General features: G+C 56.2%; 26 protein-coding genes and 4 pseudogenes. 15 read left to right on the top strand and 15 right to left on the bottom strand.

Translation table 11 applies throughout. The annotated features are described in order from the left end of the window. Positions 1-93 precede the first annotated feature (93 nt). From ACYZTY_RS24860 to ACYZTY_RS24890, 7 genes are all read left to right on the top strand, one after another. The gene (locus ACYZTY_RS24860) at positions 94-1,488 is read left to right on the top strand and encodes an ethanolamine ammonia-lyase subunit EutB (protein ID WP_461955874.1); all 1,395 of its coding nucleotides are present in this window, start codon (positions 94-96) and stop codon (positions 1,486-1,488) included. An 8-nt stretch (positions 1,489-1,496) separates the two neighbouring features. Then, entirely contained in the window at positions 1,497-2,321 is an 825-nt protein-coding gene (gene eutC / locus ACYZTY_RS24865; protein ID WP_461955875.1) for an ethanolamine ammonia-lyase subunit EutC, read from the top strand. A 120-nt stretch (positions 2,322-2,441) separates the two neighbouring features. Next, the gene (locus ACYZTY_RS24870) at positions 2,442-2,900 is read left to right on the top strand and encodes a GNAT family N-acetyltransferase (RefSeq protein WP_461955876.1); all 459 of its coding nucleotides are present in this window, start codon (positions 2,442-2,444) and stop codon (positions 2,898-2,900) included. Between the two features lie 240 nt (positions 2,901-3,140). Further along, positions 3,141-3,797 carry a DedA family protein gene (locus ACYZTY_RS24875; protein ID WP_461955877.1) on the top strand — a complete coding sequence of 219 codons (657 nt, stop codon included), beginning with the start codon at positions 3,141-3,143 and terminating at the stop codon, positions 3,795-3,797. A gap of 6 nt (positions 3,798-3,803) precedes the next feature. After that, on the top strand, positions 3,804-4,616 hold the full coding sequence (locus tag ACYZTY_RS24880) for a M90 family metallopeptidase (protein ID WP_461955878.1): 813 nt from the start codon (positions 3,804-3,806) through the stop codon (positions 4,614-4,616). 273 nt (positions 4,617-4,889) lie between these two features. After that, positions 4,890-5,417: an inorganic diphosphatase gene (gene ppa, locus ACYZTY_RS24885; protein ID WP_461955879.1), complete on the top strand. Its 528-nt coding sequence runs from the start codon at positions 4,890-4,892 to the stop codon at positions 5,415-5,417. A gap of 230 nt (positions 5,418-5,647) precedes the next feature. Next, positions 5,648-6,394: a S24 family peptidase gene (locus ACYZTY_RS24890; protein ID WP_461955880.1), complete on the top strand. Its 747-nt coding sequence runs from the start codon at positions 5,648-5,650 to the stop codon at positions 6,392-6,394. Between the two features lie 964 nt (positions 6,395-7,358). On the opposite strand, the gene ACYZTY_RS24895 is transcribed toward ACYZTY_RS24890, so the two are convergent. Then, positions 7,359-7,607, bottom strand: coding sequence for a hypothetical protein (locus tag ACYZTY_RS24895; RefSeq protein WP_461955881.1), 249 nt, complete (start codon positions 7,605-7,607; stop codon positions 7,359-7,361). Between the two features lie 407 nt (positions 7,608-8,014). On the opposite strand from ACYZTY_RS24895, the gene ACYZTY_RS24900 reads away from it, so the two are divergent. The 3 genes from ACYZTY_RS24900 to ACYZTY_RS24910 are packed head-to-tail and all read left to right on the top strand — an operon-like array spanning position 8,015 to position 10,593. Next, positions 8,015-9,337 (top strand): DNA cytosine methyltransferase, encoded by a 1,323-nt coding sequence (locus ACYZTY_RS24900; protein ID WP_461955882.1) that lies wholly within the window; start codon positions 8,015-8,017, stop codon positions 9,335-9,337. Then, positions 9,334-10,167, top strand: coding sequence for a TdeIII family type II restriction endonuclease (locus ACYZTY_RS24905; protein ID WP_461955883.1), 834 nt, complete (start codon positions 9,334-9,336; stop codon positions 10,165-10,167). Before ACYZTY_RS24900 ends, ACYZTY_RS24905 begins: the two co-directional genes overlap by 4 nt. Beyond that, positions 10,168-10,593: a hypothetical protein gene (locus ACYZTY_RS24910; protein WP_461955884.1), complete on the top strand. Its 426-nt coding sequence runs from the start codon at positions 10,168-10,170 to the stop codon at positions 10,591-10,593. It begins immediately after the preceding gene. 185 nt (positions 10,594-10,778) lie between these two features. On the opposite strand, the pseudogene ACYZTY_RS24915 reads toward ACYZTY_RS24910, so the two are convergent. Beyond that, positions 10,779-11,780 (bottom strand): annotated as a pseudogene (locus tag ACYZTY_RS24915) (transposase); the annotation flags it as partial. Positions 11,781-12,051: 271 nt separating this feature from the next. Here ACYZTY_RS24915 and ACYZTY_RS24920 point away from each other — a divergent pair. Beyond that, on the top strand, positions 12,052-12,576 hold the full coding sequence (locus ACYZTY_RS24920; RefSeq protein WP_461955885.1) for a hypothetical protein: 525 nt from the start codon (positions 12,052-12,054) through the stop codon (positions 12,574-12,576). Positions 12,577-12,586: 10 nt separating this feature from the next. Continuing rightward, entirely contained in the window at positions 12,587-15,877 is a 3,291-nt protein-coding gene (locus ACYZTY_RS24925; RefSeq protein ID WP_461955886.1) for an AAA family ATPase, read from the top strand. 320 nt (positions 15,878-16,197) lie between these two features. Here the strand turns inward: ACYZTY_RS24925 and ACYZTY_RS24930 are convergent, their stop codons facing one another. Further along, positions 16,198-16,368: a hypothetical protein gene (locus ACYZTY_RS24930; RefSeq protein ID WP_461955887.1), complete on the bottom strand. Its 171-nt coding sequence runs from the start codon at positions 16,366-16,368 to the stop codon at positions 16,198-16,200. A 230-nt stretch (positions 16,369-16,598) separates the two neighbouring features. Next, positions 16,599-17,014: pseudogene (locus tag ACYZTY_RS24935) on the bottom strand (recombinase family protein); the annotation flags it as partial. 107 nt (positions 17,015-17,121) lie between these two features. Between ACYZTY_RS24935 and ACYZTY_RS24940 the strand changes: the two are divergent. Further along, positions 17,122-17,244 (top strand): annotated as a pseudogene (locus tag ACYZTY_RS24940) (DUF4113 domain-containing protein); the annotation flags it as partial. A 28-nt stretch (positions 17,245-17,272) separates the two neighbouring features. Here ACYZTY_RS24940 and ACYZTY_RS24945 read toward each other — a convergent pair. The 3 genes from ACYZTY_RS24945 to ACYZTY_RS24955 all read right to left on the bottom strand — a co-directional run bounded on the left by ACYZTY_RS24945 (position 17,273) and on the right by ACYZTY_RS24955 (position 19,671). Beyond that, positions 17,273-18,082, bottom strand: a complete 810-nt coding sequence (locus ACYZTY_RS24945; protein ID WP_461955888.1) for an addiction module antidote protein — start codon at positions 18,080-18,082, stop codon at positions 17,273-17,275. Beyond that, positions 18,079-18,402, bottom strand: coding sequence for a type II toxin-antitoxin system RelE/ParE family toxin (locus tag ACYZTY_RS24950; RefSeq protein ID WP_461955889.1), 324 nt, complete (start codon positions 18,400-18,402; stop codon positions 18,079-18,081). Before ACYZTY_RS24950 ends, ACYZTY_RS24945 begins: the two co-directional genes overlap by 4 nt. Before the next feature lie 609 nt (positions 18,403-19,011). Beyond that, positions 19,012-19,671, bottom strand: coding sequence for a hypothetical protein (locus ACYZTY_RS24955; protein ID WP_461955890.1), 660 nt, complete (start codon positions 19,669-19,671; stop codon positions 19,012-19,014). Positions 19,672-19,948: 277 nt separating this feature from the next. Here ACYZTY_RS24955 and ACYZTY_RS24960 point away from each other — a divergent pair, with 277 nt between their 5' ends. Then, on the top strand, positions 19,949-20,182 hold the full coding sequence (locus ACYZTY_RS24960) for a hypothetical protein (RefSeq protein ID WP_461955891.1): 234 nt from the start codon (positions 19,949-19,951) through the stop codon (positions 20,180-20,182). A gap of 13 nt (positions 20,183-20,195) precedes the next feature. Then, positions 20,196-20,753: pseudogene (locus tag ACYZTY_RS24965) on the top strand (transposase); the annotation flags it as partial. A 391-nt stretch (positions 20,754-21,144) separates the two neighbouring features. On the opposite strand, the gene ACYZTY_RS24970 reads toward ACYZTY_RS24965, so the two are convergent. The 8 genes from ACYZTY_RS24970 to ACYZTY_RS25005 form a co-directional block, all read right to left on the bottom strand. Beyond that, positions 21,145-21,363 carry a ribbon-helix-helix domain-containing protein gene (locus ACYZTY_RS24970; protein WP_461955892.1) on the bottom strand — a complete coding sequence of 73 codons (219 nt, stop codon included), beginning with the start codon at positions 21,361-21,363 and terminating at the stop codon, positions 21,145-21,147. A 205-nt stretch (positions 21,364-21,568) separates the two neighbouring features. Then, entirely contained in the window at positions 21,569-22,540 is a 972-nt protein-coding gene (locus ACYZTY_RS24975) for an AAA family ATPase (RefSeq protein ID WP_461955893.1), read from the bottom strand. A 9-nt stretch (positions 22,541-22,549) separates the two neighbouring features. Then, positions 22,550-23,137: a CHC2 zinc finger domain-containing protein gene (locus ACYZTY_RS24980; protein WP_461955894.1), complete on the bottom strand. Its 588-nt coding sequence runs from the start codon at positions 23,135-23,137 to the stop codon at positions 22,550-22,552. After that, a complete protein-coding gene (locus ACYZTY_RS24985) occupies positions 23,134-23,292 on the bottom strand; it encodes a hypothetical protein (protein WP_461955895.1) in 159 nt (52 codons plus the stop codon). Before ACYZTY_RS24985 ends, ACYZTY_RS24980 begins: the two co-directional genes overlap by 4 nt. Continuing rightward, on the bottom strand, positions 23,293-23,514 hold the full coding sequence (locus ACYZTY_RS24990; protein ID WP_461955896.1) for a hypothetical protein: 222 nt from the start codon (positions 23,512-23,514) through the stop codon (positions 23,293-23,295). After that, the gene (locus tag ACYZTY_RS24995; RefSeq protein ID WP_461955897.1) at positions 23,514-23,747 is read right to left on the bottom strand and encodes an AlpA family phage regulatory protein; all 234 of its coding nucleotides are present in this window, start codon (positions 23,745-23,747) and stop codon (positions 23,514-23,516) included. The genes ACYZTY_RS24990 and ACYZTY_RS24995 overlap by 1 nt, the downstream gene beginning before the upstream one ends. Before the next feature lie 70 nt (positions 23,748-23,817). Further along, positions 23,818-24,369, bottom strand: coding sequence for a hypothetical protein (locus ACYZTY_RS25000; protein ID WP_461955898.1), 552 nt, complete (start codon positions 24,367-24,369; stop codon positions 23,818-23,820). Positions 24,370-24,386: 17 nt separating this feature from the next. Continuing rightward, positions 24,387-25,631, bottom strand: a complete 1,245-nt coding sequence (locus ACYZTY_RS25005; RefSeq protein ID WP_461955899.1) for a tyrosine-type recombinase/integrase — start codon at positions 25,629-25,631, stop codon at positions 24,387-24,389. Positions 25,632-25,652: the final 21 nt, after the last annotated feature.

Here is a 25,652-nt window from a genome sequence, read left to right on the forward strand (position 1 = left end):
TTTGAATGACACACTGCAATCGCCAGCAGGCTGGCTCCCACAAGGGAATGTCAGGGTAATCAAGACTTCTACACATCAAGAGGACACCGTCCCATGGCACAATTTGCCCATTCCGTCGGCGCCCAGACCTACCGCTTCGCCAGTCTCAAGGACGTCATGGCCAAGGCCAGTCCGGCGCGCTCCGGGGACTTTCTGGCCGGCGTCGCTGCCCTCAACGATGGCGAGCGCGTGGCTGCGCAAATGGCCCTGGCTGACATTCCACTGACTCACTTCCTGCAGGAAGTACTGATTCCTTACGAAGCCGATGAAGTCACCCGCCTGATCATCGACACTCACGACAAACACGCTTTCGCAGTTGTCAGCCACCTTACCGTCGGCGGTTTCCGTGACTGGCTACTGAGCGATGCGGCCGACGAACAGAGCCTGCGCGCCCTGGCGCCCGGCCTGACCCCGGAGATGGTCGCCGCCGTGTCGAAGATCATGCGCGTGCAGGACCTGGTTCTGGTGGCGCAAAAAATCCGCGTGATCACGAAATTCCGCGGCACGATGGGTTTGCGCGGACGGTTATCCACACGCCTGCAACCCAACCACCCCACCGACGAACCGGCCGGCATTGCGGCGAGCATTCTCGACGGTCTGCTGTACGGCAACGGCGACGCGATGATCGGGATCAACCCGGCCACCGACAGCATCGCGTCGATCTGCGCCATGCTGGAAATGCTCGACGCGATCATCCAGCGCTACGAAATTCCTACACAAGCTTGCGTTTTAACCCACGTCACCACGTCCATCGAAGCGATCAATCGCGGTGTTCCGCTGGACCTGGTGTTCCAGTCGATCGCAGGCACCGAAGCGGCCAACGCCAGTTTCGGCATCAACCTGAATGTCCTGCAGGAAGGTTATGACGCCGGTTTGAGCCTGAATCGCGGCACCCTGGGCCAGAATCTGATGTATTTCGAGACCGGCCAGGGCAGTGCTTTGTCAGCCAACGCCCACCACGGCATCGATCAACAAACCTGCGAAACCCGAGCCTACGCCGTGGCGCGCCATTTCAAACCGTTCCTGGTCAACACCGTCGTAGGATTTATCGGCCCGGAATACCTCTACAACGGTAAACAGATCATTCGCGCCGGCCTCGAAGACCACTTCTGCGGCAAGCTGCTGGGCGTGCCGATGGGCTGCGACATCTGCTACACCAACCACGCTGAAGCCGATCAAGACGACATGGACACCCTGCTGACCCTGCTGGGCGTGGCCGGCATCAACTTCATCATGGGCATCCCGGGCTCCGATGACATCATGCTCAACTACCAGACCACCTCGTTCCACGACGCCCTTTACGCCCGCCAGACGCTGGGCCTGAAACCGGCGCCGGAGTTCGAACAATGGCTGGCGAAAATGGGCATCTTCACTCAGGCGGACGGCAAGATTCACTTCGGCGACAGCCTGCCGCCCGCCTTCCGCCAAGCGATGGCGCAACTGAGATGAGTGTTGAAATGGATAAACCACCTGTTGATCCAGAGAATCCATTGCTGGAACTGCGTCGCCTGACCCCGGCGCGGATTGCCCTGGGCCGCACCGGTACCAGCATGCCGACCAGTGCGCAACTGGATTTCCAGTACGCCCACGCACAGGCTCGGGACGCGGTGCACTTACCGTTCGATCATGCCGGGCTCAGCTCGCAACTGGCTGAATGCGGATACGAAAGTGTGCTCCTGCACAGCGCCGCCACAAACCGGGACAGTTATTTGCAGCGCCCTGACTTGGGGCGAAAATTGAGCGATGAGTCCGCGCAAATCCTGCGCAACCATGCTTCTGCCTATCCCGGCGGCGTCGATCTGGTGATTGTCGTGGCCGACGGTTTGTCGGCACTGGCTGTGCACCGTCACACCGTGCCCTTCCTTTCACGCATGCGAGAGCAAATCGAAGTCGATGGCTGGACGGTTTCACCGGTGATTCTGGTAGAACAAGGCCGGGTCGCGATAAGCGACGAAATCGGCGAGTTGCTGGGCGCAAAAATGGTGGTGATTCTGATCGGTGAACGCCCTGGCCTCAGCTCGCCGGACAGTCTGGGGTTATATTTCACCTACAATCCAAAGGTCGGGCTGACCGATGCCTACCGCAACTGCATCTCCAATGTGCGGCTTGAGGGGCTGAGCTACGGAATGGCGGCACACCGCTTGTTGTACCTGATGCGCGAGGCCTGCCGTCGGCAGTTGTCGGGGGTCAATTTGAAGGACGAAGCCCAGGTTCAGACGCTGGAGTCGGACGCCGGTGCAGCCATGAAAGGTAATTTCCTACTGAGCCTGCCGAATGCCTGAACCGTTTCCGCATTGCGTTTCTGTTCCGATTTCAGGCAGGATCGATGCACGGCTGCCCGAGTGAAGAACCGTTCGCCGTCAGAGCACGTGAAGACAGCCACTTGAAGACGAGACCTATCAATGCGGATTATCCAAGCGACCCTCGAACACCTGGACCTGCTGACCCCGTTGTTCGTCAAATATCGCGAGTTTTATGGCTCACTGGCCTATCCGGACTCCTCCCGGGCGTTCCTCGAAAAACGCCTGCGACGCAAGGAATCGGTGATTTACCTGGCGCTGGCCGATGGAGACGACAAACTGATGGGTTTCTGTCAGTTGTACCCGAGCTTTTCGTCCCTTTCGCTCAAACGCGTGTGGATCCTCAACGACATCTACGTCGCCGAAGACGCGCGCCGTCAGTTAGTCGCAGACAACCTGATGCGCACCGCGAAAAAAATGGCCAAGGAAACCAATGCCGTGCGCATGCGTGTATCCACCAGCAGCGACAACAAAATCGCGCAGAAAACCTACGAATCCATCGGGTTCAAGGAAGACACCGAGTTCAAGAACTACGTGCTGCCGATCAGCGACGAGCTCTGATGCTTGCCGGCTTCTGTGATGAGGGATCGTGCGCCCTCATCACAGAAGGGTTATTTATTGTCACCAGACTTCCGATCGCGCCATGGACATCCCCCGCTACAATCTCGACGCGCGTTTCACAACTCAGCCCGTATAATGCCGGCCTTTTCGGCTTGTAAGAAAAACTACACTCATCTGTAGGCTTTCGCGAAGTCATCCGCACAGGCCCGCTGAGTCTGGCCGTCACCACAGGTGCTCTCCATGGATTTCAACCCGATCGACCTTATCCTGCACCTCGATGTTTACCTCGACTTGCTGGTGAACAACTACGGGCCATGGATCTACGCCATCCTGTTTCTGGTGATCTTCTGCGAAACCGGTCTGGTGGTCATGCCATTCCTGCCGGGCGACTCCCTGCTGTTCATCGCGGGCGCTGTAGCGGCCGGCGGCGGCATGGACCCGGTGTTGCTGGGCGGCCTGCTGATGCTGGCGGCGATCCTCGGCGACAGCACCAACTACGTCATCGGCCGAACGGCGGGCGAACGCTTGTTCAGCAACCCGAACTCGAAAATCTTCCGCCGCGACTACCTGCAACAGACCCACGATTTCTATGACAAGCACGGTGGCAAAACCGTGACCCTGGCGCGTTTCCTGCCGATCATCCGCACCTTTGCACCGTTCGTCGCCGGCGTAGCCAAAATGCCTTACCTGCGGTTCTTTGCCTTCAGCGTCCTCGGCACCATTTTGTGGGTCGGCGGCCTGGTGACCCTCGGTTACTTCTTCGGCAACGTACCGTTCATCAAGACTAATCTTTCGCTGCTGGTGGTGGGCATCATCCTGCTGTCGCTGGTGCCGATGATCATCGGTGTGGTCCGCAGCCGCTTCGGCAACAGAGCTTCTAAAGCCCAATCGCGCTGACTCGCGATGTGGTCCCTGAGCGCTTGGCGTCGCCGGCGCATCCTGGCCAGACACCCGATTGCCGACGAACTGTGGCAGCGGGTGCGCCAGCACTTGAGTTTTCTCGATGGCATCAGCACCGCCGAAGATCAATGGCTGCGCGAAGCCTGCGTGCTGTTCCTCGAAGATAAACACCTGACCGCCCTGACCGGCGTCGAACTCCACCAAGAGCAACGCCTGCTGCTTGCCGCTCAAGCGCAATTGCCACTGCTGCATCTGGGCGATCTGAACTGGTACCAGGGTTTCCACGAAATCGTCCTCTACCCCGACGATTTCCTCAGCCCCCAACGTCATCGCGATACCAGCGGCGTCGAACACGAGTGGGACGGCGAACACAGCGGCGAAGCCTGGCAGCAAGGCCCGATCATCCTCGCCTGGCCCGGCGTGATGGCCAGTGGCGGCTGGGAAGGCTACAACCTGGTGATCCACGAACTCGCGCACAAACTCGACATGCTCAACGGCGACGCCAACGGCTTGCCGCCGCTGCACCCCGATATGCGGGTCAGTGACTGGGCCAAGGTCATGCAGCAGGCCTACGACGACCTCAATCGCCAACTTGACCGCAATCCGGATGCCGAAACGGCCATCGACCCCTACGCGGCGGAAAACCCCGCCGAGTTCTTCGCGGTCACCAGCGAATATTTCTTCAGCGCCCCGGATTTGCTGCACGAGGCGTATCCTCAGGTCTATGAGCAGCTGAAGCTGTTTTACCGCCAGGACCCGCTGGCCCGGCTGCGGCAACTTCTGGCCGAGAACCCGGTCTATCAGGCACACGACTAGTGCCCAGCCTCACAGATACGTTGCTCTTTTGACGAGTGGCCGTTGTGGTCAGGCAAGGCGCCGCGACGAGTCATAGCTGGCTATGGCGAGGAGCGGCAACGCAGCATGACCGCAACGGACGCCGTCAAAAAGCAACAGTATCTGTGAGGCTGGGCACTCGGGTCTACACGACCTCTGGTACGTGGCGTCGGCGCAGGAATATGCCTATAATCGCCGCCACTTTTTGGTCAATCCGGCCAAGTGTTTTTGGTCAACTAACGGGGGCACCGCCCAATGAGCTACAGCAAGATTCCGGCTGGCAAAGACCTGCCGAACGACATCTACGTCGCGATCGAGATTCCGGCCAACCACGCGCCGATCAAATACGAAATCGACAAAGACAGCGATTGCCTGTTCGTTGACCGTTTCATGGCCACCCCGATGTTCTACCCGGCCAACTACGGTTACATCCCGAACACCCTGGCTGACGACGGTGACCCCCTCGACGTGCTGGTCGTGACCCCTTACCCGGTTGCGCCAGGTTCGGTGATCCGCGCTCGTCCAGTTGGCATCCTGAACATGACCGACGACGGCGGCGGCGATGCCAAAGTCATCGCAGTCCCACACGACAAGCTGTCCCAGCTGTACGTCGACGTGAAGGAATACACCGATCTGCCACCGCTGCTGATCCAGCAGATCGAGCACTTCTTCGCGAACTACAAAGATCTCGAAAAAGGCAAGTGGGTGAAGATCGAAGGCTGGGCCGGCGCAGATGCCGCTCGCGATGCGATCATAAAGTCGGCTGCTGCCTACAAAGGCTGAGACGCCACTGGCCTCGCGGCTGTGACGACTTGAAGAAAACCCCGGTTGATCCGGGGTTTTTTGTGGGCGCTCATAAAGCGCTTTTTAAACAGGGCGTTTACTTGAAGCTGCCTCAGTTTTTTCTTGTTTAATTTGTTCCAAATACGTCTTACATCCGGTCGTAAATTTCCCTCGAAATTTGAACGGTTCGTTTATTCAAAGCCCGGCCCAGCGCCCGTAGACTCGTGTTTATGAAAAAGAACACTAGCGGCCCACGGTTTAAGACGCTCCTCGAAGAAGCGAAAATAACGACGACAGGATTTGCCGCTTTCTTCGACACGGAGCCGCAAAATATCCATAACTGGTACACCCGCGGCGTGCCCGCCTACCGCATGGAAGAGGTCTCCAGACTACTGTCGGTAAACAGCGACTGGCTCAAGACCGGCGAAGGTCCACAAAGCTCAAAACACCTGCGACTGATCGACGAGTCAGGCAACACCTTCGACGCCCAGGCCATCCGCGGCATTTACACGGTGATCGAACCCACCGATGTCGAGCTGCCCGTCTACAAAGAAATGCCCATCGCCCCGGGGTCCCATAAAACCCACGTCATCGAAGACCCCGGCCAATTCATCCGCCTGCCCAAAAGCCACCTCGACTCCCTGGAAATCAACCATGCGGATGTGTTCTGCGTCCACATGCTCGGCAACGGCATGGGAGCCAGGATTGAAGACGGCTCCACACTCGCCATCGACCGAGGACTGACCAAGGTGATTGACGGGGAAATCTACGCCATCGAGCACGACGGGATGCTGCGAATCAAATACCTGCACCGGATGCCCGGCAATGCCCTGCGGTTGCGCAGTTACAACAAGGCTGAGCATCCAGATGAGATCTTCAATGCCGAGCAGATTGAGAAGCAGAACATCAGGGTGTTGGGGTGGGTGTTCTGGTGGTCGACGCTGAACAAGCGACGGCCGGCGGTGCCGTTCTTGTAACACCTGAGTAGAAAGCCCACTGCCACAGGCATCACACGATCCCTGTGGGAGCGGGCTTGCCCGCGAAAGCGATGGTTCATTCACCCAAAAATTCGGATGGACTCCCTGATCCCGAGCCCCGACAGCTCTAATACGCACACCAAGCTGGGAATCCCGCAAAAAAATCAGTATGCTGCGCCCCACATTTGCGCATCACCCCGCCCCGCGGCTCTGATCGCACCGACAAGGCAGATGATTTTCTCGCCGAGTCCCACAGCCGGACGCAAGATCCGGGTGTACGTTTTGAAGGCTGGCGCGGTTTACCAAAAATGAACCAAGTCAGTCCCCGAGAAGCCGGCCACAAGCCGGCTTTTTAATGCCTGAAAGCCTTGTAAAATAAGGGCCGCATTCAAAACACCATCTTTGACCCACACTATGACCCACACCCAAACACTTGGTTAGCTGCCGCTCTATCGACTCGACTTCTTCGACAACAGCCGGCTGCGCTCGACCAGTAGCTGTCGGTGGCGACAGTCAAAAACTGCCACTCCGGAGTGCCTGAGCGCTGCCGTACTGGGCACGTTCAAGAAGAAGGTTAATTGTCACGTGGTTCAAATACAGAACCATTGAGCTGTTTTCGGCAGTCGCCACAAAGAGATTGATGATTCAGGAGCCCCAAAAGGGCAAGAGGATTTGATAGTTTCTTAAACAGTACGGGCGTGGATCATCACCAGACGGCCCTCCTACGGCACACCAATTGGTCGAATTGGACCGTTACCAAAAAATTGGTTTGGTATTGACCGGTTGTTTACACGACCGGCAGAGAGCGACCGGTTGCAGGCCTTCACGACAAGCAGCAACCGGCCGATTGTGTTGAAAAAGTCGGTCCTACCCAAATTGCCTGATCATTGCCTGGTGAAAACGCCTTTTTTGCACGCTGCTACGTGAAGTCCGAGCCCGGAAGCCTCTGCCAAAAGCAAAGATTTCAATCTCGGACGCGTACTTTTATGATGCGCAAACCAAGGCCAACTTTTTCAACAGAATCGGCCAGGAGCGGACGTTCATAGCGGTCCACTTCTGGCCGATTACACCCTGTCGCGATGGGCTGCAATCGCCCCAAGCTGCCGACGGAAAGCATCGGCAGACAAAGATCTGTCATTGGTTGAGGAGCTTCACTACGGCCCTGGAGATTTCTACGAATCAAGGCGGATTCATCTTCCTCTGAAACCAGCACGTCATAGTCCAGAGCCCCTGGCCCGAATTGCCACAGGTGAGCAGGAGCCGCGCCTCCCGTTTCGGACGCCGGTTAACGCGCTCGCACTAGTCGAAAGCCAGTGCGGGCAGCCCAGCCCGGCCTTACTGGATATGCAGCAGCAAAGTGTTGGAAGGCGCTCAAAGATAGACCGGAAGCACCACAGACTATAGGGAGCATCATTCACAAATTGGTGAGTTTCAAAACACCGGTTTGTGTCCAAATTTTAGCTGGACGCCTGGCCCCGCTGCCAACTGCACCTCCATTGGCATCAAAATAAGCAATCAAGGAGGCCGAGCAACCGGCCTGAGAAACCGCTACACAAAGCAGGCTCAGTTCATTAAGATCTACGGCTATTTTGACAAGCCTAGGTGGCGCCAGCCGTGAATATGTGGACACGTCCAACATCGGATAAGCGCTCGACGACCGAAGATCCAGACAACAGCAGTACCACTTGCAGCTTAACGGCCATCTCCCTGTTCTCAGGCGCTGGTGGACTTGACTTGGGGCTTGAGAATGCGGGCGACGGCAGAATCCAATTTAAGGCCTGGGTCGAACTGGATGAGGACTGCCGAAAGACCTTGGCTTTGAATCATCCTGGGTCCGAAGGCGCCATCTTTGGCGACATCACAATGGTGACGCCTGAGCAACTGATGGAAGCTGCCGGCGTCAAAAAGGGCGAGACATTCCTCGTTGCTGGAGGGCCGCCTTGCCAGGCATTTAGCACCGCCGGCCTCCGTCGCTCCATTAACGAAGAGCGCGGCCAAGTCGTTGATCACTACTTCGACGTGATTCGCAAGACGAAACCTCGGTTTTTCGTATTCGAGAACGTGCGCGGGCTGGCGTCCGTGGCTATAAAGCACAGGCTCTACGTGGATCGCATCGCGAGCGAGCGAGCTAATCCTGGAGAGCCTGACCTCGAAGATGATGAGCGCCTCGGCTCGGTATTTGACCAAGTTTTCTGGCCCAAGATGAAGAGCCTTGGCTACGAAATTGTCTTCGGGCTTGTTAACGCGGCGGACTACGGAACGGCACAGATACGTCATCGTCTCGTCTTCATCGGAAGTCGAGACAAGGAGTTCGGATCCGGCACGTTCCGCAAGATTACGGGGGAGACAATGACGCTTAAGGACCTCCTTCCTCCGACGCATCATAAGTTCGCGCCATATTCGCCGATCAAGCCCTGGAGAACGCTTCGAGATGCAATCGAAGGGATTTCCGAGCCGACCATCGATCAGACGTTCAGCTACAGCGATGAACGGAGGGAAATCTGGAAACGAATTCCTCCTGGAAAATACTGGACATACATTCGCGATAACCCAGACATGTTTCCCGAGGGACTTGAAAGCTTTCTGAAGGGCGCGTTCAAGTCGGGCGGAGGCAAGGTGGGCTACTGGCGACGCCTAGGGTGGGACAGACCATCGCCCACACTACCGACCCAACCACAGCACTTGGCGACTGGACTTTGTCACCCAGAAGTTGAGCGGCCGCTTTCCGTGCCGGAATACGCTGTTCTCCAAGATTTCCCAGTCTCCTATAAGTTCGCTGGAAACAAGGCCAGCCAATACAAGCAGATTGGGAATGCCGTTCCGGCGCGATTGGGCCGCGCGGTAGGCAACCTCCTCCTATCCGTTGCTGGCTTCCGTGAAGCCACGCTTGTGACTGGCGAAATCGCTTCCCCCAAAAACAAAGAATGGATGCTAGAGCAATGACGGTACCGCGCGAAGAGATCATTGGCCACATCAATCAGGCGGTGGGAGTTGCAATCCAGCGTGTCACGGAACGAGCTGAAGAGCTCTTCACGTCAGAGATCGCCAGCAACGATAACGGAGGCGCGTCGCCATTTCAGAAGCTACTGGTTCCCGAGGCAAAAATTTTCTCTTCATTCGAGCGCTCTCTTAGTGCGTCACTGGGGAAAGCCTTCGACTATATCGGCGCCGCTATTGCGCGCAAAACATACGGAAACGGCGAACACGACTACCACCTTACAGGCACCATTGCGCCCGAGACACTTATCGCTATCGAACATATTGTTGCTCGGTACAAAGCGAAACGGGAGCATCGCGCTATGCCCGACGCGCAGGCAGAGATGCGTGAGCTCGTCGGCGTTATAGAAGCAAATGACCGGTCCCTCGAGCGTGACGTGAAAAGCGACGTCTATTTCGTAGACCACGAAGGCTACCGAAATTTCCTGGAGATCAAGACGGTCCAACCCAACTACGACACGTGCGACAAGATGAAGACACGCATCTTGACGATTCGAGCAATGCATCATGGTGTCCATGAGAAAGTGAGGGCGCTTGCCGTCTTCCCACACAACCCGAATGGCCTTGTCGGGGCATACGCCTGGCCTCCACTTCGCTACTTCCTGGATCCAGAGCACGATTGGAAAGCCAGGGGAATGCCCTTGATGGGGCAGGGGCTTTGGAACTTCATTGGCAACTCTGACGATACCTATGACGAGCTTTTGGATTGCTTTTACGAGGTATCCAACTCTCGTCGCGATGAAGTGCTCAGCCTATTGCGCCTAGTGGACGAATAAATGAAGACCATTGACTTGAAGTGCCCCAAAGATGCCTGGCCGCTTGGTCTCAAGGGATCGGTCGTCATCGGAATTATGAAGGAGAGTGGCAAGGATACTACGTGGTTGGCATTCGACGTGGCCAACCGGAGCGTCTCAACCGTATCGGGCATTATTTCTCCTGGGAGCGACATGCCTGCGGAAATCGAAGCTCTAAAGCCAGTCATTTTTGCAGTGGGATACCGCACTATCTGGGAATGGGCGCATACAGATCAGGAGGAGTTCTACAAGCAGATCGCCAAGGGCAAGCTGCACATTGGAGGCGATTTCCGGGAGTTCGGACGCGTGACGCCACGACTAATACGCCTCTTCGAGGCAACGGGAATTTGGGCCAATCTAGACTTCATTGTTGCCCAGCTGCAAGCTGAAGAGCCCCTGCTTTTGTAGACGCGCAGTGACCGCTTCTGGCCGATTCTGTTGAAAAAGTCGGATTTTCAGATCGCCTGAACTCAGGCATGGCTACCAAAGGAGAACCGCCTCACCACATTGAGTGGCTTTCGGCTCTTCGTTGACCGTTGTTGCTCTGTTATTGGGTTAATTTGAGTTTTTTTGCTGAGTGCAGGCGCACCTATCCCGTGACTGGTGGGCCCTTGAGAGGTCAATTTGGCCAGCAGTCGCAGGTTCTGTACGCAGCGGCCAGCGCGAACTCATCGGTCGCACCACTCATGCCGCGTAGTCTCAAGCGATCCAATTTCAGGATGTGCTTGAGGTGGGCAAACAAAATTTCCACCTTTTCGCGTTCGTGGCGAGAGCGCACGTTGCAGGTGTCGCTCCGATTCGCCGAGCCACATCACGCGCGGTTTCATGGATGCTGCGAGCAATCTTGCTGAGCGATGTGTTCGGGCTGCACTTGGCTTTCTTCGGGCAGGCTACGCAGTCGGTTTGCCTGGATCGGAAGATGATGGTGTTGGCTGTGGTGACGTGCGAACGCTTATTCTTGAAGGCTCGCCATTCGTTGCGAATGCATTGCGGGCGGGCGGGCGGCGGGCGGCAGTATTCCTCAACCTCTTCATTCCAGTGGAAATCGTTGCTCGAAAAACTGTCTTCTTGCACTCGGCTTTGTCCCACACCGACACGTTCGGTTCGATATCTTTTTTCTCCACCATCCAAGCCAGCATCGGCGCTGTACCGTAAGCCGTATCGCCGATGAGTCGATCCGGCTTGATGTCGAACTGCGCTTCAACGCGATCGATCATCGTCTTGGTGTTCTCGACCTCGGCCGTGCGATGAGCCGGAGTTGGTTCCACATCCACGATAACGCCGTGCTCGGTATCGATTAGATAATTCGTGGAGCTGGGCCACCCAGAGCAGCTGTCCAGCGAGCCTGAGGATCCGTCAGTGATAAACGCTTCGGCAGCGTTTCGGCCGAAGCCTCTTCATCAAGTGCCCTCACGGTACTCACGCACGGCCCGAGTGCTCAAGGACGGATCGCTCCATTTGACCAGTTCATCACCCGGTACGCCGCGCTGCCGGCTCGTATCCGCTTTAATGATGCTGGCGTCCACGGCAAAGCCTTCGCCCTTGACCAAGCCTGCGTCCATGCAGCGACGCAACACTTCATTGATCAACCAGAAGGCATAGGGGACAGATTTATTTTCCGTACTCTTGGTCGGTAGCTTCTGGCCATAGTGTGTAAAACGTCTTCGCGAACCCTTGCTATGATTTCTGAGGATCTCATCGCAGGGATCGCCCATGAAGCGTTTTATCCAGGGTGAGCAGCGAAGCCAAGCTGCCTTACTTCCCGAGAGCCTCAACGACAAAGCGCGTTACTTTACGGCACTAAGATTGCGAACAGGACAGAGGCGGATTAACCGCCCGTCGCCACGAACTTGAAGGAACCAACCGATGGCTCTTATTGACGGCGCTCGCTCTCTCCCAACTCAGCACATTACCGTTCGCGTGCCTTGGCACGACCAGCGTTGGAACGGGACGCTCTGTAAAGATCCTTGCGCCAACACCTCATGCATGGTGCTGCCACGGGTAGGTACCGGCAGAGATGATGTTTTCGAACAGAAGTGTGCTGGACAATCACTGCAAGGCTTGACCGAAAGCGAACTTCCACCATGTGTCGACGAACATGGAACCTTTATGGCGGAATTTGGGCTTAGCAAACTTAAGGAACACCCTTACCGCAACGTTGAAACACATATGCATTTCGCTGAGACGCCAGTCACGCTAGATCCTTTCGCTGCTGCGGCAATTCCTTTTCGTTGGATGCTGAAAAACAACGTCGAAGGCGTCAAGCGTGACATGCTGTCTGGCCTAGCTAAATCCCTTGCGCTTGGCTACAACCCCGCCAGGGAACCGACCATACCGGAGTCGATTCCCGATACATGGATACATGGATACATGGATACAGGAAGGTACTAACCAGCAGGTAATGCTGGACACCTTTTTCAGCGCCATTGAGCCACAGGACTCCCTAGTCTTTTTCTATGCCAAGCGAACACCGCTGTCGGAGTCGCCGCGCCGCGTCATTGTCGGCGTTGGACGGGTGACGGGTGTAGGTAAACCGGTCGAATACCACTACACAGGCGGCAAGCGACGCGAGAATCAGATGTCGGGCTTCCTATGGGAGCGGACATTGGCCCACTCCATCCGGATTGACGGCAAAGGGAAGCACGATGGTTTTCTGCTTCCCTACCATGATCTATTGGCGCTGGCCGAACAAAACGAGCACTTGGAGCTTGAGCGCTGCATCGCCTTCGCCCCGGACGAAGCTTTCGAGCAGTACTCGTACGGCTCGGAGCTGCTTCACCATGACAATGCGATCGCCTCTCTGCTAGCCATAGAACACGCTCTGCTAGAGACCTCTCGTCTCATGCCAGGGCCTTGGGCGGAATACCGGTCCCGGGTCGATCGTGAGCTCAATAGAATCTGGAAGCTGCGCGGCCCCTTCCCAGGAATCGGTGCGGCTCTGTGCGCCTTCGGCGTTGAGCGAGGCAACCTCCTAGCCTGGCACTTGGCCGCCCAGGGTCAGGAAGGTGACACGCAGTCGGCGTGGGAGCACTTTGAGACGATCCTGCAGCAGCCCGAACGTTTGCCACGGCATCTACAGAACACTGTTGGCCCAACCCTTGCAGGCAAATGGGAAGGGCTGGACAGCGGCCGGAAGGCGCTGCTTATGCTGCTCAGCCGCTTCGAGCTCAGCTCTGACCAGGCGCAATTCTGGTATTCCGCCGAGATGCGTAAAGCTTCTGGCATCAAGGACTCAGACCAAGCCATACGCGAAAACGCCTATCTACTATTCGAAAACTCACACGAGCACGCCCTACCCTTTAACGTTGTCGATCGCGGGCTTTTCGGCGCGCGCGACTTAGAAGGCCCCAACGCTCTCCCAGCTGAAAGTTGCTTGTTCGAAGCCACTGATCCGCGACGCGTCCGAGCGCTGATAGTCGATCTGCTGGAGCAAGCAGCGATTGAGGAAGGCCATACAATTCTCCCTGAAACTTGGACGATAGAGCGCATCCGCTCACGAGCTATCGAGCCAGCCTGTCCGGTGGATGCCGACCTCCTGCCTCTCTTCGACGAAGACCTGCTGCCATTCGTTGTACTAATCGAAGATGAGGGCAGAAGAAGCTATCAGCTCAAGCGCTACGAACAGACCCGAATCTGCATCGCCGACGAGGTGGAGTACCGCCATAAGCGTGCTAGCAAGACTGAAGAGTTTGATTGGGCTGATCTGGTCGATGCGGCAATTGGCAAGGGAATGGACAACCCAGCAGCCGACATCCAAGAGGAAGAGGCCAGAAAGGAGAAGGCAGCGGCACTTCGAATGCTCCACCAGCGCCGCATCAGCGTGCTACTGGGCGCTGCAGGCACTGGAAAGAGCACCCTAATCAAAGCCCTGTGCCGCATCCCGGCAATCCAGAACAGTGGCATCTTGTTACTCGCCCCAACCGGCAAGGCGCGGGTGCGACTGGAGCAAGCCAGCGGAATGCCCGGACAGGGCGAAACCATCGCCCAATTCCTGAATCGCTTCGATCGCTACGACGGTACACAAGGCCGCTATTTCATGAACTCATATGGCCGCCGCGCAACAGGGTACAAAACCGTTGTGATCGACGAGGCATCCATGCTGACAGAGGATCAGCTAGCGGCAACTCTGGACGCCCTGCAGGGTGTCGATCGGTTGATACTCGTCGGCGATCCGAATCAGTTGCCTCCGATTGGCGCAGGCCGCCCCTTCGTCGACATTTGCCACTGGCTTCAACCGGAGCAAGTTGCCAGCTCTGGAATTCGAGTCGTCGATGGCTATGCCGAGCTACTGGTCACGCGCCGCCAACAAACCGGTGAGGACCGCGACGACTTGGCCTTTGCCAATCTGTTCAAGGGCGAGGCACAGGATGCCGGCGCCGATGCGGCCTGGAACCAACTCATTACTGCTAATTCACCCAGGATGGGTGTACTGACCTGGGAGTCGACCGAGCATCTAGCATCCCTGTTGTGCGAAGCGATGGCCCGGGAGCTGAAGTTCTCTTCACCTGATGACAGTCTCACTTTTGAGCAGAGCTACGGCGGCAGCTTGTACGAAGGCAAGGTGTTCTTCTGGCCTCGAACGCAGGAGCAAAGCAGCGGTGGCGCAGCAGAGAAAGCTGAGGACTGGCAGGTCCTAACGCCGCTGCGTCACTCGGCAGTTGGTTCGGACGCGCTCAATCGACAACTGCAGACCCATTACCGGACATTTGCCCTGGAACTCAGCGGACGCAGCGGTTGGCAACGCCGCATTCCGAGACCTATGGGATCAAGTCGGTTGCTGTGGGGTGACAAAGTCATAAACGTGCAAAACAGGTCAGGCCGCGCTTGCTATCCGAAGAATCCTGACTCCTATGTGGCCAATGGCGAGATAGGCGTGGCAACCGGTCATTTCCGGCGTCGGGATAGCAAGTATTTCTTCGAACAGCTTCAGGTCGAAATGGCCACCCAACCCGGAGTGGAGTTTCACTACAAACCATCTGAATTTGGAGCCGATAGGACAGCGCCGCTCGAGTTGGCATACGCTCTGACGGTGCATAAAACCCAGGGCAGCGAGTTTGGCATCACCTTCATCGTGATTCCAAAGCATTGCCGACTGCTAACAAGGGAAATGCTCTATACGGCTCTGACCCGGCACAGGAACAAGGTGGTGCTACTAATCCAGGGCAAGCTGTCGGACCTATTCTGCTACAGCCAGGATTCTGCCTCCGAAATTCGGCGGCGCATGACCAATCTATTTCAGACCTCCACTCCGGTGACATTGCAGCTCGGCAACCGCACTGTCACTCTTGATGACAAGCTGATCTATCGTACAGATCGTGACGAACTGGTCCGTTCGAAGAGTGAATGGATCATTGCCGACAAGCTGCACGCAGCTGGAATCCGATACATCTATGAGTATCGGATGAACCTGGGCGGCACCGAGCGCTGGCCAGACTTCGTCATCAATGACGATCGTCGCGGTCTAACTTGGTACTGGGAACACTTGGGGCGTATGGACAAGCCGGATTACCGTGCACGCTGGGAAATCAAGCGCAAGGCCTACGAAGCACAGGGAATTGTTCCCATAGAAGAATACGTGTCTGGGCAGTCGACAGGCATCCTGATCACCACCGAGGAGGATGGCCAAACAAGAGACCTGAGCGAGCAAATCACCGCACGAATCTCGCTAATCCGTAACCCAGGTTTACTCTAAGCACAAACGATGAGCTCGACTGTTAGCGAAAGCAGTCGAGTTCGCAGCAGGTATATGGGAGCGAAAGTCCATGATGCTTCAACAGGACCTGTTTGAATCCGAGGCGGCTCGTTCACTGCTGGATCAGCTACTGGACGACTCACGTCTTTATCACAGCAGCTCAAAGAGTTATCAATCTCTTGGTGACGGCTGCTGAAAACAGTTCAACGGTTTTGAATTCGAACCACGTCATGCTCCAGTTTCTCCTCAAATGGAATGTCATAAATGTTCTCGCACGCGCCTAGTACGGCAGCGCCCGGCACTCGCGCGTGGTGTTTCGCTCAGTCCAGAATCTCGCGACGAATCTTGTCCTGCTCCCGCAGCTGTTCGGCCAGTTCTCGCAGCAGCGGCCTCATCCCGCCTGTCCAGGCATTGCGTGATGCAACGGCCTTGTCATATCGCCAACGCAGATCGAAGCTGCCAGCGCAGTGCTGGCTTTTAGGTCGCGACAAGTGGCCGCTAAGCCTTTTTATTGGTGCTTTCAGGCGCTAGCCAAGTCCCTGATTCTGAGGACCGTGGTAGTTGAGCAGTTGGCGTGCCTGGCCGTTGCGCGGATGCCAAGGCCTGCTCCGAGCAGTTCCGTAACGCGCTTGTGCAGATCTTCATCAATCGGCCGGCCCTGATACTTACCGGCAGCTTTGGCCTTCTCGATACCCTGGGCCTGGCGCTCGCGGCGTTGCTCGTAATCCTTGCGCGCAATGGCGGCCATCATTTCCACAAGCATCGAGTTGATAGCGCCCAGCATCCGCCCAGTGAACTCGTCGCCCTTCGTGTCCTGCATTCCCTGGTGGCTGGTCGGCAGATCGAGCGCGACGATGCGCAGGCCCTTGGAATCAATCGTGGCCTTGAGCTTCTGCCAGTCCTCCACCGGCAAACGGGAGAGCCGGTCTATCGACTCCACCAGCAGCACGTCACCCTTGCGCGCATCTTTGAGCAGACGCACAACTCGGGCCGGTCTGCGGAGGCGCCGCTGGCATTCTCCAGATACACGCTCGCAATGACCTCGTTATGGTCGCTGGCGAACTGCTCAAGTGAGGCCCGGGCACGGCTGGCGTCTTGTTCTTCGGTGGATGCTCGGAGGTATGCGCGGATGAACATGATGGGTGCCTGTATCAGTTAAAGTGCTCTACTAATACTGCTGCACTATGGGTGTTACTTATCAAGCGGAAAGTGCAAATAAATTCGATTTTGCGCGTATCAGCTCAGGTATAGGCACACTGAGATCCGCCAGTGTGCCAACCAGTCCCGAGGGGGCAATGCGGCGCGAAATGATGAGCCAGAGCTACACCACTCGGGTCGACCAATTATGGACGGTCGCCTGCCGGTAGATAATGCAGCTCTAACATCAAAACCTTTTTACGCTCTAGCGAGGCCATCTTGGCCCGCGCCTAGAGCTTTCGCAGGTACTACCTGAGGTGTTGCCGAAGATGCAGGTACCGCAGGTACCGCAGGTTTCGCAGGCTTAGGCACGGCAGGTCTTGCCGCAGCTACCGGTGCCACCGCCTTGGGTGAGGCTGGTTTCTTCACGGCGGGTTTCGCAGCAGGTTTGGCCGCCGCAACCTTCGCTGCAGCTGGTTTTTTCACAGCAGGTTTTCCAGCAGCCTTGGCCACCGTAGCCTTCGCTGCAGCTGGTTTTTTCACAGCAGGTTTTCCAGCGGTCTTGGCCACCGCAGCCTTCGCTGCACCTGGTTTTTTCACAGCAGGTTTTGCAGCAGGTTTAGCCGCTGCAACCTTCGCTGCAACTGGTTTTTTCGCAGCAGGTTTTGCAGCAGGCTTGGCGGCAGCGGCTGGTTTTCCAGCCCTGGGAGCAGCATTTGAACCCAGCGCAAGTGCTGCAATAGGTTGTACCGTGAGTTCTACGCCTATCGCGGTCATCAATTTTTTGATGGTTTCGAATCTCGTTTTCGCGCCTGCTTTCAAAACTTTATAAAGGCTTTCACGATTGACCCCAGCATCTTTTGCGACTTTGTTTACGCCTTTGGCTTTTGCGACTTCTGCCAAAGCGTGGATGAGACCTTCCGTATCATCCGCTTTCATGCTTTCGGCCAAGTAAGCCGCCATAGCTTCAGGACTGTCGAGAAAGCGCGAAGCTTCATAACGAGTCGTGCCAGAAGCGTTAAGACTGAGGATTGGCATATCCTCAGGGTTAAATTTCGTATCGGTCATGTCAATTTTCCTCTCAGGGCATCGAGGATTGCTTTAGCTCGCTTGATACCTCGCTTTTGATCCGTTTTGTCGCTTCCACTAAGCATCAAGAACTCAGCTTGTCCCGAGCGCACAAAGTAAATTCTGTACCCAGGTCCAACAAAAACACGCATTTCGCTCATACCTTCGCCTACAGGTTCGCAATCTCCGAAATTGCCATCTCCGGCGCGATCCAGACGGCCAAGGATGGCCGCTTTTCCTTGAACATCCTTCACACCATCAAGCCAATCGTCAAAATCTGGCGTTTTCTGGATATCAAATTTTTTTTTCTTATTGATCATAGTCCCATGTGTAGCCAGATGGCTACTCCTTGTCAGTATGAGGTTCAGTGCAGATCAAGGCGCAGTCCCATCACAAACGCTCTGGTTGGGGACGATAGAGAAAATAGAAAAAATCGTACAGCACTTCGCCTGTCAGGTTGGCAATCTTCTGTCGCTGATCAGCCGCAGCTCACCGGCCCCAAAGCCGAGCCCGCGCACCGTTAAAATTTCCGCTGAAATCCCCGCCAAAAAGCATCCACCAATCCCCAACCAGTAAAGATCTAGGTACAGACAAACACCGCATTTTTTCCAGTACAACCGCCATAACTTCAACTTGTGTGGCCGATCAGCCCTATTTTTCACATCTAGCGATCAGCGGCGAGCTAATCGATTTATCGCATCTGGAGCCCTTCACGTTCGTCGTCAGCAGTCAGTTGTGGGGCGCGCGCTCCCAAAAAAATTGCTGGCTTAAGCATTTTGCGGACTTTCATATCGACGAATCATCGGTGGCCGGCACCCCGTAGGGCTCTTCCGCAGTGAGTCACCCAGACGCGCGCAAAAAAGCCCACGAAAGCGGGCTTTTTTGTGTGGACTGACCGTAAGACGATTAGTGGCGGTACGGTACTTTGCTCAAGCCTTCGCTTTTTTCGAATCGATGAGGTTGAGCACTTTCTGCCCGTCAGGCATGCCCGACATGGTCCTCAGGAACACGACGTTGCGTTCCAGCGCTTTCTTGATGGCGGCTGCCGAAAGGGGTTTTTCTAGAATCGTGAACCCCTCCAGGACTTGGTAGTGGCATTCGTCCTTTTCACCCTCATGGTCACGCATCTGCACCTGGCCGGTCCCTCGGCCATAGGCCACGATACCTTTGACATTTTGGTATAAAAACACCACTTCACCCTTCTTGATGCGGTTGATGCTGAACTTCCAGGGGTCATAAAACGCCGCGGCTGCCTCATTGGCTAGCATCCACTCTTGATCGTCGTCGGAATGTCTCTTGTTGGTGTTCAAGATATGGAAGCCGGCCGCTGGTTGCGAATCGGCTTTCTCCGCCAGAGCTAACTGAGCTGCTTTAGCCATCTCAGCTTTATCCACCTCGTCCAACACATTCTGGGCAGCATCAGCGCCCTGCTGCAGCAGTTTGAGTATGACCTCGTGCTTCGAAAGGTCTAAATCAATCGCCAACATTTCGATGAAGTCATGCAGCGGCTCGGGAATTCTGACGGTAGAAGCAATCGACTCATTTTTGGCTTTTTTGGAATTTTCTATCAGCGTGAGGATGTCTGTCATGGGCTCGGCTCCTATGGTTTGTTGAACACACCATATCTGGTATCACTAATGATATCAATGACAGTTAGTCATCCGAACTCTTTTTGAACTGTTTTTTGGACACAAATAATTGGTGATAAAACCGTTATCACCATATTTAGCCTGGGAGGGCTCCTATGAAATTCCGCATTGAAACAGTATTCGATCAGCATCAAGCCTGCCCTACTGCCATGATTACCCAGACCACCCTACCGACCTTGACTTCCGCACTTGGACCTGCAGCACCTGCCTGCAGTCGGTGTACATCGAGATGGCCGACCAGGCCGGCACCACTACACCGTCGAGCGTGCCAGCCCAGGAAATGCGTGTGAATGATTTCATTGTCTATCGAGAACCGTCTGGCATAACTGCACGTCTGGTCACCGCCTCCAACCGGTACCCGGGCAAAGGAAATCTGTGGCATCTGGCGGTGGCAGGTTATGGCAGTGCCCGGATCTCCCCCGAGCAATACGTCAGTCACGTTCCTTTATAAATTGTGAGCCACTTACGGTACCGCGCCGATGCTGGCCTGGATGGTGGAGGAAAAAGACATCGAACCGCATGTGCCGGTGTGGGACAAAACTGAGCGCAAGAACGACAGCTTTTCGAGTAACGATTTCCACTGGAATGAAGAGGCCGAGGAATACCGCTGCCCAGCCGGCAACGTATTACGTAGCGAATGGCGAGCCTTCAAAAACGAGCGTTCGCATGTCACAAAAGCCAACACCATCATCTTCCGATCTAGACAGACCGACTGCGCGACATGTCCGATGAAAGCCAAGTGCTGCCCGAACACTGCGTTCCGAAAGATCGCTCGCAGCGTCCATGAAGCCGCTCGTGATGTGGCTCGACGCATCGCAGCGACGCCGGAGTACGTGCGCTCTCGCCACGAACGTAAGAAGGTCGAAATGTTGTTTGCCCACCTCAAGCGCATCCTGAGATTGGATCGCTTGCGACTACGTGGCATGAGCGGCGCGACCGATGAGTTCACGCTGGCCGCTGCGGTGCAGAACCTGCGACGGCTGGCCAAACTTACATCTCAAGGTCCGCCAGTTACGGGATAGGTGCGCCTGCACTAAGCAAAAAACCTCAAACTAACCCAATAACAGAGCCGCAAAGGTCAACGAAGGGCCGAAAAACCACTCAATGTGGCGAGTAGGTTCTCCGGTGGCGGTCGTGCCTGAGTTCAGGCGATCTGAAAATCCGACTTTTTCAACAGAATCGGCCGCTCGCTGCCGGTCGCAACCTCGACGTGCAAGGGGCAATCTAGGTGAAAACGGCGGTCAGCATCAAATCAACGGGAAAGTGATCGTCTTCTCCCTCACTTTGCTATGGGGTTGACAGGTCGCATTGTAATGGACTAATCGCGCGCTCCTGCGCGCGTACTGGTACAAAAAGCATCAAAGTTTCCACGCTGAAAGGCGTACGAAAATCATCCGTCCGTCTCAAATACGCTTAGGCAATCGCTGAGACCCGGTTCTGAGACTGAACCATGTCACGCTCCAGCTTCTCTTCGATAGCCTGACGCACAAACTCCGAACGGTTGCCCTTAGCCGGGTGCCCGCCGCCAAGGGGATAACCAATAAGCTCGTCAATGGTTTCCACCGTATGCCCCTCAACGGACACGATCAGGCGGATTTTTGGCTGATTCTTGAACTGGCGGTTCTTGCTCATCGCTTACTCCTCAGTCTCAACTTATTACATACCCGCGGCCGCATAATTTGAAGATTGGGCGGCACTTGGGGTGGGCTCTAATTTGCGCTGGTTGCGCCGATGGTGTTCGGCGCTGCGCCGGTCATGTTTGGCACACTGGCGCAAGCATCCCAATGCGCTGCGCCGATGTGCTGGGGGGGGTTATAGGGGGGTGGCGCGGCGCACTTTAAACGCACTGAATGGGCACATTTTCGAGCGCGTCTGCGGGTTTCACCAGCAGTTCGACCAGCACCAGACGCTCGCGAATTTTACGATGGGGCGCCTTGTACTCGGCCCGCTGAATGCGCCCGTCGCGGATCAGAGCAGTAATGGCGCGTGCGGCGCGCTGACTACCCGCCTTGCCCCGGAAGGTCAGGCTATATTCTGGGAGCGGCTCCAACGCTTTCATGGCCGAATACGCGCCAGGTGCCAAACTGGCTGATACTTTGATACCCGCGTCATGGGCAGCCGTTAAGGCACGGATGATCTCGGCGTGATCGAAATTCTCAGTGGTCAGGCCCTCGCATTGAGTTCCAGCCTCAGGCACGAGAACCCCATCCACGCACATAAAAGGCAAGGGTTCAGCCTGTGCGCTAAGGTTGGCCTTCTCATGTACGAGCAGAATACGCCCATCCCGTTCCATCAGTGCCAAACGCGAGCGAGCGCTGTTGTGCCAAGCGGTCGAACCGCTGTAGGTATTACCCCGCGCACCATCCTTGGCAGCGCTCTTATCGATATGCGCCAGCAGAACCACAGCAGCATTGTGCTTGCGGGCAATGTCGGCCAAACCACGCACAAAGGCACGCACCATACGGCGGCTGTTTTCGTTCGCATCGAACGCATCAGAAGCGTTGTCGATCACGATCAACCCCGCACCATGAGCACCCGCTTCCAGCTCCCGGTATGCCTGGGTGAAAACGGGTTGCGCGCTAAAACCATCGCCCTCTGTCATCAGAGCGGTGATGGTTTGCGTGCCGTCCAACAGGCGAAGGGAGGCAAGCACGCGCTCTGCGGGCAGCCCGTATGCCTCAATGATACTGCGCAAGCGCAGACGCACGATGCTGGCTTCATCCTCCAAGCTTACGAACAGCACGGGGGATTGCTCGACTTCCTGACCTGCGAAGGGAAGACCGCATGCAACATGCGCGCTGATAGCCAATGCGAGGCTCTACTTACCGATACCGCCATGCCCCCCGAACAGAGTCACATGACGGCGAGGCATCAACGGTTTCACGGCATAGCGCACAACATCCGGGCTGGCGCTCATGACGTCGTTCAATTTCACCTCCAGCAACGCACGGCGCGGCGGTGTGGCGTCGCTCTCCAGCTCTACCAGCTGACGATCCAACTGGTCGACTCGTTCGTGTGCCAGTGCCAGCCGTGCGGTGTTCTTTTCACTCATGGGGCCGGCCTCAGCCTCTGCCTTTGCAATATCGAGAATCAAACGCTCAGAATCGCGCTCGCCTTCCAGCTTGATGCGCCGGAACTCCCGGCGCTGGTCTTGGCTCATGTTCTCAGGGAACAGGTCTCGCATCTCCAAGCCAACCGCGGCCAGTACATCATGGGGATCGCAGCCGGCAAAACAGTGAACCAGTGCGCGGCCATCCCCGCCCCGCGACAGGCTCAGGGATGGAGACTTGTCTTGATGTGCGGGGCATACAGCCATGAAGCTGTCGCCGTGTTGCTTGACACCTTTCATACGCGAAAGCACCACGCCGAGTGGTTCACCGTGGTTGTGGAAGGCGATCTTGTTCATGCTGCCTCCGTGATCAGCCGATACAGAAGAGCTACAAAAGTCAGCAGCACAGGCAGGCGGAGGGCGTACTCAATAACCGACAAGGCGCCGATGAGGGTGATAAACTGACCACGCGACGGGCGGCTCTGCTGGTATGGGGGGCGGCTCTTTTTCATTTAGAGCACCTCGCCAGTGTAAACGCCACCAGCCTTCAGGCTACCGAAGCAGCCCTTAACGCTGGGTTCGGCATACAGCAGATACCAGCCGCTCAGACTGCCAGGCTTATCACCAGGGACGTGGAAGCGATGGATTTTGCCATCAGGAATTGGAAGGCAATCAAGTGGGCCATAAACGGCTTGCAGATCATCAAGAAACAACAGGGAGTGGCCGTTTTTCATTATTGGCACTCCAACTGCTCGGAAATCCAGGCCTCGATCTCCAGCGAGTCCCAGCCAACAACATTCGCACCGGCAATGCGGCGGGCCTTCGGAAAGCGGCCCTCTTTCATCAAATCATAGATTTTGGTACGACCCAAACCCGTTGCAGACTTCACATCAGGGAACCGCAGGATGCGGCGCTGCTGGCGCTGGGTGGCTTTCTGTTGGGCGTATTCTTGGTTGGTTGCTGCCATCGACACTTCCTCTAAGGATGAGTCCGACTCAGGGCGGACGATGGCATTTCATCTGGAGGTGACGCAGGCTCTAAGCGGTCATAAAGCGCTTTATGACCGCAGTGCCGGCAAACGGCCCAAGTATTTCTAAAAGGGAGTCGTCAGAGCAGTGCCGAAGCTCATGTCGATACTGCGAGTAAGCAGCGTCGACCGCCCTGTCTCCTGTGCCTTCAGGAAACAAAAGATTTGCTGTATGACCTTTTGCCTCCAGCCAATCAGCGCCTTTTCGCATCAGCAGAAGGATGCAAGCTGTCGCTGTCACATCACGGTCTGTCGTATCCTCACGATCGTACTTGCCCCTTTCTAAACTCAAACCAAAAGCCTGGTCTGCGTTTTTATTGCCTTCCACGATTCCTGCGAAAACGTACGCCATCAGCGTATGCAAGAAGCCTTCATCGTAGGCAAAACCGTTGCTCATACGCTCGTGGTAGTACTCGATGATATTTCGAGCAGCTTCCGGATCATGGCGATTCTTGATTGAAGCCAATGCCGCGTCTAAATCTTCGCGCGTGCAATCCAGCCACTTCATCTTCGAATCAGCGAGAGTGACGTCCATCGGCTCCTTGCGACCGAGCTTCTTCATTTTTTGGTCCTCGATTTTCAAGCGCGTTTGAAGTCGCCTTGAATGACATTTGCCGTTGGCGGCGTGGTTATGAATTTCGCCCAATCGGCCATCAAGGAGCGGCGTCTCTCGATGAAGTCGGATCGGGAGTAGGCGGCCTCGGTCTGGTCACGCTCGTCGTGAGCCAAGGCCATTTCGCAGATTTCACGCGGATACTGGGTGTATTCGCTTGCCCAGTCACGGAAGCTGGACCGGAAGCCGTGACGGGTCACGTCGTCATGCCCTAAGCCGTGCAACAGATTGCGGATGGCGTTGGCATGCATAACGCCAGTCTTGCCCTGACCAGGGAAAAGGTAAGAGCTGTCCTCGTCGGACCGCAAAGCTTTTAGCAGCTCGACAACCTCGGGAGCCAGGGGAATATTGAAGGCCTGGCGCATTTTCATCCGCTCGGCAGGCAGCGACCAGACACCGGCCTTCAAGTCGAACTCCGACCACTTTGCAAAGCGGACCATAAGTGCGCGCGCACCAGTGAGGATAAGCAGTCGAGCCGCCACAGAGGCGCGAGATTCGTCCTTCGCCAGGTTGACCATAAGCGTCGGCACATCCTTCCACTTCATCGCAGGAAAATGCTGGCGCTGCCGGGCTTTTTTCTTTTCTACTTTGCTCAGCAGGCTGTCCAGATGCCCGCGCCAGCGCGCCGGATTGTCACCATCGCGCAGCTTGTGCGCCTTGGCAGCATCTAGGACCTGCTCGATTTGTCCACGCACCTCGTCGGCGGTGCGGGTCTTGGTTGCCCAGATTGGGCGAAGTACTTTTAGGACCTGCTCGGTCTGAACCTCAGCAGCAGGCAGCTTGCCGATGATGGGGAAGGCATACAGCTCCAGTTTTCGCAGCCAGCCTTTACGCCACTTTTCCGACCAGGCAGAACCATGAGCGTTGCGGTATTCAGTCGCAAGCGACTCAAAAGTCACACGACGCGATTGCGCCAGTCGCTCGGCTTCGCGCTTCCCTTCTCGCTCGAAATCACGGGCGGCCAGAGGGTCACCGCCAGCAGCCAATACCTTGCGTTGATCTGCGGCCAGTTCGCGGGCCTTCGCAAGAGTGATGGTTGGATAAGGCCCCAGGCCCATTTCACGACCTTTGCCCTCAATCTTGTAGCGGAAAATCCAACTGGATACCCCAGCTTTGCTTATCTGGAAATACAGACCATCACCGTCGTTGGTTTTGCCTGCGTCTCCAGATCGGGCAAGTGATTCGATTGCCTTGATTGTCAGCTTGCCCATAAAGCCTCCTCAGTCCGACCC

Source organism: Pseudomonas sp. LB1P83, assembly GCF_054897885.1.

What these genes read in the sequence shown, in the direction of transcription:
- ACYZTY_RS24860 (WP_461955874.1), top strand. Translation starts at nt 94, where the DNA reads ATGGCACAATTTGCCCATTCCGTCGGCGCCCAGACCTACCGCTTCGCC.
- eutC (WP_461955875.1), top strand. Translation starts at nt 1,497, where the DNA reads ATGGATAAACCACCTGTTGATCCAGAGAATCCATTGCTGGAACTGCGT.
- ACYZTY_RS24870 (WP_461955876.1), top strand. Translation starts at nt 2,442, where the DNA reads ATGCGGATTATCCAAGCGACCCTCGAACACCTGGACCTGCTGACCCCG.
- ACYZTY_RS24875 (WP_461955877.1), top strand. Translation starts at nt 3,141, where the DNA reads ATGGATTTCAACCCGATCGACCTTATCCTGCACCTCGATGTTTACCTC.
- ACYZTY_RS24880 (WP_461955878.1), top strand. Translation starts at nt 3,804, where the DNA reads ATGTGGTCCCTGAGCGCTTGGCGTCGCCGGCGCATCCTGGCCAGACAC.
- ppa (WP_461955879.1), top strand. Translation starts at nt 4,890, where the DNA reads ATGAGCTACAGCAAGATTCCGGCTGGCAAAGACCTGCCGAACGACATC.
- ACYZTY_RS24890 (WP_461955880.1), top strand. Translation starts at nt 5,648, where the DNA reads ATGAAAAAGAACACTAGCGGCCCACGGTTTAAGACGCTCCTCGAAGAA.
- ACYZTY_RS24900 (WP_461955882.1), top strand. Translation starts at nt 8,015, where the DNA reads ATGTGGACACGTCCAACATCGGATAAGCGCTCGACGACCGAAGATCCA.
- ACYZTY_RS24905 (WP_461955883.1), top strand. Translation starts at nt 9,334, where the DNA reads ATGACGGTACCGCGCGAAGAGATCATTGGCCACATCAATCAGGCGGTG.
- ACYZTY_RS24910 (WP_461955884.1), top strand. Translation starts at nt 10,168, where the DNA reads ATGAAGACCATTGACTTGAAGTGCCCCAAAGATGCCTGGCCGCTTGGT.
- ACYZTY_RS24920 (WP_461955885.1), top strand. Translation starts at nt 12,052, where the DNA reads ATGGCTCTTATTGACGGCGCTCGCTCTCTCCCAACTCAGCACATTACC.
- ACYZTY_RS24925 (WP_461955886.1), top strand. Translation starts at nt 12,587, where the DNA reads ATGCTGGACACCTTTTTCAGCGCCATTGAGCCACAGGACTCCCTAGTC.
- ACYZTY_RS24945 (WP_461955888.1), bottom strand. Translation starts at nt 18,082, where the DNA reads ATGACCGATACGAAATTTAACCCTGAGGATATGCCAATCCTCAGTCTT.
- ACYZTY_RS24950 (WP_461955889.1), bottom strand. Translation starts at nt 18,402, where the DNA reads ATGATCAATAAGAAAAAAAAATTTGATATCCAGAAAACGCCAGATTTT.
- ACYZTY_RS24955 (WP_461955890.1), bottom strand. Translation starts at nt 19,671, where the DNA reads ATGACAGACATCCTCACGCTGATAGAAAATTCCAAAAAAGCCAAAAAT.
- ACYZTY_RS24970 (WP_461955892.1), bottom strand. Translation starts at nt 21,363, where the DNA reads ATGAGCAAGAACCGCCAGTTCAAGAATCAGCCAAAAATCCGCCTGATC.
- ACYZTY_RS24980 (WP_461955894.1), bottom strand. Translation starts at nt 23,137, where the DNA reads ATGAACAAGATCGCCTTCCACAACCACGGTGAACCACTCGGCGTGGTG.
- ACYZTY_RS24985 (WP_461955895.1), bottom strand. Translation starts at nt 23,292, where the DNA reads ATGAAAAAGAGCCGCCCCCCATACCAGCAGAGCCGCCCGTCGCGTGGT.
- ACYZTY_RS24990 (WP_461955896.1), bottom strand. Translation starts at nt 23,514, where the DNA reads ATGAAAAACGGCCACTCCCTGTTGTTTCTTGATGATCTGCAAGCCGTT.
- ACYZTY_RS24995 (WP_461955897.1), bottom strand. Translation starts at nt 23,747, where the DNA reads ATGGCAGCAACCAACCAAGAATACGCCCAACAGAAAGCCACCCAGCGC.
- ACYZTY_RS25000 (WP_461955898.1), bottom strand. Translation starts at nt 24,369, where the DNA reads ATGAAGAAGCTCGGTCGCAAGGAGCCGATGGACGTCACTCTCGCTGAT.
- ACYZTY_RS25005 (WP_461955899.1), bottom strand. Translation starts at nt 25,631, where the DNA reads ATGGGCAAGCTGACAATCAAGGCAATCGAATCACTTGCCCGATCTGGA.